Below are 6,380 nucleotides of genomic sequence, written 5' to 3'. Positions count from 1 at the left end.
CTACGGAACGCACTGGTTCATATTCGAACGTATGTGCTAGCATGGGATGCGTTCCGTCGGTTGAGCCGCACCGCTTGTTGCACCCCACCGCGTCAGCCCTGCCACGTCAACCCTGACACGACAGCCAGCCAAGGAGAACAAACGATGACCACATCAGTCGAGCCGATCCCCACCGACTACCCCGTGATCACCCCGTACCTGCACGTCGACGGCGCGGCCGACGCCATCGATTTCTACACGCGGGTTTTCGGCGCAACCGAGCGGATGCGTATGGCCGCGCCAGACGGAAAGATCGGCCATGCGGAGCTCACGATCGGCAGTTCTATGATCATGCTGTCGGACGAATACCCCGAAATGGACGCGGCGGGCCCGAAAACCGTGGGCGGAACGCCGGTCACCATCCACGTGTACGTGGCGGACGTGGACGCGACCTATGATCGTGCAGTCAAGGCTGGCGCCAAGAGCCTGCGCCCGGTCGAGAACCAGTTCTACGGCGACCGGACCGGGCAGTTCGAGGACCCGTTCGGGCACCGGTGGAACGTGGCGACCCACGTTGAGGACGTTCCAGCCGAGGAGCTGTCCCGCCGCGCCGCCGAAGCCATGGGCGCCGCAGCCGGCGGCCAAGGCTAGGCGGTCGGTGGATCTTCAATCGCGCGGATCAGGCCGGTGGGATCGACCACCTCTCCGACCATGAACGGCCGCTGGCGACGGACGGAGTTCAGGACTCGGCGTTGCGGACGAGCTCGTCGGCTTGGGCCGGCCACCAGATGCCGGCCGAGGGGTTGTTCCGACCGCACTCCCCGTCGCTGGCCCCTGGAACCTTGATCCAGAGCAGGGCGTCCGCCCGCGGGCTGCCGGTGTCGGTGGTCGGCGCAGCCCCGAGTCCTCGGCCCGGCGGGTTGCACCAGGGATCCTTGATGGTGGCGGCGGCCGGGCCGCGTCCGTTGCGTGAGGTGTCGACGACGAAATGGGCACCACCGGCCAGCGCCGAGATCACTTCGGCGCGGGCCACCTCGTCCCGGGTCCGGTAGTAGTTCGACACGTTGACCGCGAAGCCGCGGGTCCGTCGCACGCCAGCCCGGCTCAGCCGGTCTGCGATGACCGGTGCCGCCGTCCATCCGCAGTGGGCGCCGTCGAGGTAGACGCTGGTAGCGGCCAGTCTGCCGTAGACGTCAACAGCGTCGTTCAGCAACTGGTAACGCTCCTGCTGGTCGGCCATGGACAGACTGTCCATCTGTGCCAGCGAATCCGGTTCCAGGATGACGACGGCCGCACGCGTGCCGATTCCCGCCGCCACCTGCCGCGTGAACGCCCGGTAGGCGGCGGCATCGCGTTCTCCGCCGGCGGAAAACCCGGAACCGATATCGCGGTGCGGGATCGCGTAGACCATGAAGACCGCCGTCGCCCCCACCCGCTCCGCTTGCCCGCTACGCGCCGTTACCTCTGTCTGGACGCCGTTACCCAGCCAGTCCCCAACCGAGAAAGCGATCGGCCTGGCTGCGATCGCCGTGGCGCTCGCAGCGTTGGCGGCGTCCTGCCGTGCGGCCACGGCCGGTTGACTGTTCGGATCGACGAGGAATGGCGCGCGGGGCGCGGGGCCGTGCGGACCTGCGCCCGCCACGGCGCCTCGACCGGCCGGGTCGCCGGCGGGGCACTGCGCGCCCACCGCACGAAGCGACGCGGTAGCGGTCCGTGTTGCACCTCCAGTGCCACATCCGGTGACAGCCACCGCGGCGCTGAGAGCCACTGCTGTCATCAGACTGGCGACTCGGGGTGGACGGTGCCCGGTCCGACGCCGGGCTGCCTCGACCTGCCGGACCATCCTGGCGATCAGTACGGCCACGCTCATCCCACCTGGACCCAGGTGGCGACGGACGGAACGCCCGCACCGTTGGTTACGAACAGCATGTACCAGTCTGACGGTAGAAGGTTGGAGTTGCGGGGTACGCTCAGTGTGACCCTGCTGTCGACCTGCCGAACGACGGGTAACGCCACCGACCGCTGCTCGGTGTCGGTCACGTGGGTGTAAGCACCCGGGCGGATCAGACGGGCCTTCGCCACCGGCTGCGATGACTCCACGGTGATGGTCGAGCCCCGGGGGATCTGCGTCGGTGCTGATGTGATCGTCGGACGCTCACCTCTGTAGAGGTAGCCGGGCGAGTACACCTCGACCCGGGTCTCGAACGCGTTGTCGTCGCTCAATGGGTTCGAGCCGAACACGGCTACCCGCCCGTCCGGAAGCAGAAGGTACTCGGAGTGGTAATCACGGCCGACATGCGGGTCTGCCGCCGCGGTGAAGGCGTTCGTGTCCGGGTGGTAGATCTCGGCTGTCCGAGAGTCGTCAGCCCGATAGGCGGTGGAACCACCGGAGACGAGCACCGTGTCGTCGGGCAGAATCACCGCGCCGGGATACCGTTTCGCCTCAGCCATGTCGGGGCCACGCCGGTAGGTTGGATCAGGCGAATCAAGATCCACAATCGCGGTCCGGGCCGTCGCCGTCTGGGTGTCGCCGACCCCGCCACCGGCAATGAACATCACCTTCTGCTCCTGTGCCGGAGCAAGCATGATTGTCCCTGCCGTCTCGTTGAGCTCCGGCTCGGGCAGCCCGTCGACCGGTTGGAAGGCGTTGTTCACCAGGTTCCACAGGCCGGGCTGGCGCTCTGCGACGCCTGCCGGGCCGTAGCCGGCGTTGGCACCGGAGAAGAACAACCGGCCGTCGCCTGCGAGTAGCAGGGACGGATAGGTGGGAAAGACCTTCCGGAGATTCGGATAATCATTCCACGTCCTGACGGCCGGGTTGAACGACTCGGTGTTGCCCTGATCGATGTTGCCGTTGTCGTCGAGGCCGGAGACGGCGACGACCAGGCCGTTGGCAAGGGTTACCAGCGTCGGGTACCACCGGGCGTGGTTCAGATCGCCGGTCTTCTCATACCGCTCGGTCGCCGGATCGAAAATGTAGGAGTCCTTCAGCCCCTCGTACTCGTGCTTCTTTCCGTCCGGAGCGTCCGCCGCCAGGAGTTCATACTTCTTGGTCCCGCCGGCTATCAGCAGATTACCATCGGGGAGAAAGGCATGCCCCGCGCAGAAGACATCCCAGGGTGTGTGGACATCGGCAAATGTGTTCGCGATCGGATCCCACAGCACGGTCCTGAACTTTTTCGCGTCGAAATTTCCCTGGTCGTTACCGGAGCCGGCCATGAGCAGGACCTTCCCGGTGCGCAACATCGCCGCGTGAATCGACCGCGTGGCACTGTCCGCGACAACATCCCAGCGCCCGTAAGCGCGCATGTAGTCCGGCCGGTGGGACTGCCACTGTTCGTACCGGGTGGCAGTCCACGACACGGCAAACGGGCCGTTGCCCACAATGATGGCGAACAGGAATGCACCCAACCGCAGGATCCGCCACCGACGCAGCCGCTTGGCCTGAGCCGACGATGTCAGCACCGCAGCCATCAGGTGAGCTCCTCAAGCAAGACCGTCGCGGGACACGCGCCGGCGCCGCGGCCGGAGCTTCATCGTGACATCCTCCATATAACCTCCCGCCACCGAATACCCTCCCGCCGCCGAATTAGCGGCGTACACCGAATCGTGGGGGGAAACCGGACTGCGGGGAGACACCGAGTTACGGGGAGGCACCGAGTTACGGGCCGACAATGAATGGCCCCTGGGCACCGGCCGCACCCCTGGCGGATGTGGCCAGCTCCCCCGTTCGACCGATGCTGCCGGTCTGACCACCTTCTGCGTGCTCTCCCCGTCGAGCCGACCGGGATTCCCCGGCGCGGACATGGGCTCGGGACGAGCCAGTCGCCGGGTGGTCTCCTCGCGGTAGGCCCCCGGCTGCACCGTGGACCATATGGCCGGCGACTGCACCGGCACCGGCACCGGCACCGGCCCGGGGATTTGAGCGGGCGATGGGCCGGCGATTGTGGACACGCACCACATGACAACGGGTGTCAGGCAGATGAGCAGGGACAGCGCCGCCCAGACCATGTTGGCCGGATACACATGACCGAAGGTCGCCGCGATGGTGATGGAACCAGCGGAGACCACTGCCCAGAAGAGGTGTTTCCGAAAAGTAGCGAGCCGATCGGGGCTGGCGCTGTTCCCCTTGGGCGTAACCACGAACCCGAGCGGGCGCCGCAACAACGCGCCCACAAAGGCGGTCGAATAAAAGGGGGTACACAGCATCGAGACAAAGATTCCGGAGATACCGGCGGTCCCCTTCTCCTCATGCGGACTGATATTGAAACGCCGCAGCCAGATGTAAAGGAGGAGTCTGGCCACCGCAACGTCGACGTAGAGGGCCAACCAGGACGAGATGTGCACGGTGACCCCGCTTGACCCCAGCGCCATGTAACTGACGGTTAGCAGCATCCCCATCAGCCAGGTGAGTGCGGCCGTCGGATAGTGCAGCATCAGAATCGAGTAGTGCACGCGGTGGCCCCACGACAGCTGCCGCAGGCGACGCACCGACTCGGTCACCATGACCTCGTTGGCGCCACGGGCCCACCGCAGCTGCTGGCTGAAGAAGTCAGTCCAGGTGGCGGGCCCCTCGCCGACGGCGACGACATCGGGGGTGTACACCGATTTCCACCGCCGGCCGGTTTCCGGGTGGCGCGCACCGTGCACGGCAAGGGATGTGGCCAGATCTTCGGTGATCGAATCCTGGAACCCGCCGATCTGCTCCCACGCGCGGACCCGGTAGGCGTGGTTGGTCCCGACGAACATTCCGCAGTTGAACCGGTTCGCGGCCCGCTGGATTACTGAATGGAACATGTAGTTCTGGGCCTCGGCGCCGCGGGTGAGGAAGGTGCGAAAGTTGCCGTAGACCTGTGGCCCCACCACAAAAGCCACCTCGGGATCCCGGAAGTAGCCGAGCATGCGCGCGGCGAAATTCGGCAGCGGAATGTGGTCGGGGTCGACCGACATGACAACGTCGTAGGACCCGCCATGGGCGGCCAGCCACGAGTTGTGGTTACCGTGCTTGGTCCTGGCGCGAAATCGCCCCTTCGGCGCGTTCCACTTCGCCACGCCGTTGCGGGAGAAATGGTGAACTCCGATTTCCGCGCACATCGCCCGGACCGCCGGATCATCCCCTTCGTCGAGCAACCAGATGTCAATCGGCGTGCCATATCGAATCTGTCGGGCCGCGATCAGTGTGTCACGTACGACATCGACTGGTTCCTTTGTCGGCACGATCGTCGTGGTGAAGGCGATCCGCAAGCCTGCCGGCGGCCGGACCGGTACCGGATTGCGCATGATACACGCGGACCAGCAGAGCGTGATCGAATTGAGCAGCCGGATACCCTCGGAAAGAACGATCATCAAGAACATGACGGCGTTGCCGAGCCGGACCGGCGTCGGCAGGTACGCGCCTTTGGGAAAGTGATCCGGCTGGACCAGCCACACGAAGAACAGCGACGATAATCCGACGGTGGCCAGCAGCAGCGGCACAACCATCCACAGTTCCCGCCCCACCATCACCCGGCGATAGGTGACCCGATATTTTCCGTCCGCAGCCGGCAGCGTGAGCGGACCCGCGAGATTCGAAGAGGACGTGTAGTCGTAGGCCAATTCTATTCCAAGAGGTCATGCCGCCAACAGGTTCGAAGCGGCGCCACGGCACGCGTCACATGCCGTTCCGCGACGCACGAACCCACCGGGGACGGGGGGAACGCCACCAAGATCGGCCCGTTCTCGACAGGTGGGACCGGTTGTGATCCGACGATTCCCGGGTGGAGCGACCAACCAGCTGCCATCCGACCCCGCCGAGGATGAGCGCGCCACCGGCCCCGAGGCTGAGCCACAGGCCCGGACCCACCTGCGCTGCGGCCACAGGATGGTCCGTCTGGAAGGTACCGATCCGTAACCGGAGGAGTTCCGCAGCCACGGAATCCCCCGCATTGATCGTGACAGCGGCGAGGACCGCGATCGCGAGACCGGCTGGCGCCAGCACAAGGGTCAGCGGACGCGCCCACCGCGAATCCCGCGGCACCACGCTGGATACGGCGCAGACAACACCCAGGACCAGCACGACCATGCCGTTGGACGACAACTCCACCCCGGACCGGCTGACGGGGAGGAGCACCGCCCCGCGATCGGACAGCGTCGCGCCCGTCCACGGCAGCAGTGCCCCCGCCGCCGCGGTGACCCCCGCGAGGCCACATCCCGAAATGATCAAATCGGCGGCACGGGACCTGGATGCGGACTCAGTGCCCACGCATGGGCTGTCCGACTCGCGAATCGACAATCCGTCCCCTTCGACACCGTCATGACTACACCCACCCAATGGGTACCTGATATCGCACAACCACGCCCGAACTTCGCATGATCGTGTATGCAACCGGTGACAGGATGTCCAGACGTGTCCGTTGCTGGGT

General features: G+C 65.9%; 5 protein-coding genes. 1 reads left to right on the top strand and 4 read right to left on the bottom strand.

Annotated elements, in window-relative coordinates; all coding sequences use genetic code 11:
* The first annotated feature begins 144 nt into the window (after positions 1 to 144).
* Positions 145 to 630: a VOC family protein gene (locus tag U9980_RS12070; RefSeq protein WP_322767988.1), complete on the top strand. Its 486-nt coding sequence runs from the start codon at positions 145 to 147 to the stop codon at positions 628 to 630.
* 88 nt (positions 631 to 718) lie between these two features.
* On the opposite strand, the gene U9980_RS12065 is transcribed toward U9980_RS12070, so the two are convergent.
* The 4 genes from U9980_RS12065 to U9980_RS12050 form a co-directional block, all read right to left on the bottom strand.
* On the bottom strand, positions 719 to 1,621 hold the full coding sequence (locus tag U9980_RS12065) for a glycoside hydrolase family 6 protein (protein ID WP_322767987.1): 903 nt from the start codon (positions 1,619 to 1,621) through the stop codon (positions 719 to 721).
* A 224-nt stretch (positions 1,622 to 1,845) separates the two neighbouring features.
* Entirely contained in the window at positions 1,846 to 3,453 is a 1,608-nt protein-coding gene (locus U9980_RS12060) for a kelch motif-containing protein (RefSeq protein ID WP_322767986.1), read from the bottom strand.
* Between the two features lie 12 nt (positions 3,454 to 3,465).
* Complete coding sequence (locus tag U9980_RS12055) at positions 3,466 to 5,574, bottom strand: cellulose synthase catalytic subunit (RefSeq protein ID WP_322767985.1); 2,109 nt, start codon at positions 5,572 to 5,574, stop codon at positions 3,466 to 3,468.
* Positions 5,575 to 5,629: 55 nt separating this feature from the next.
* Positions 5,630 to 6,220 carry a hypothetical protein gene (locus U9980_RS12050; protein WP_322767984.1) on the bottom strand — a complete coding sequence of 197 codons (591 nt, stop codon included), beginning with the start codon at positions 6,218 to 6,220 and terminating at the stop codon, positions 5,630 to 5,632.
* Positions 6,221 to 6,380 lie beyond the last annotated feature (160 nt).

Source organism: Protofrankia sp. Cr1, from assembly GCF_963555865.1.
GTDB lineage: Bacteria > Actinomycetota > Actinomycetes > Frankiales > Frankiaceae > Protofrankia.
The sequence above is the reverse complement of the archived record's forward strand: the minus strand, read 5'-3'. Positions and strand labels throughout refer to the sequence as shown.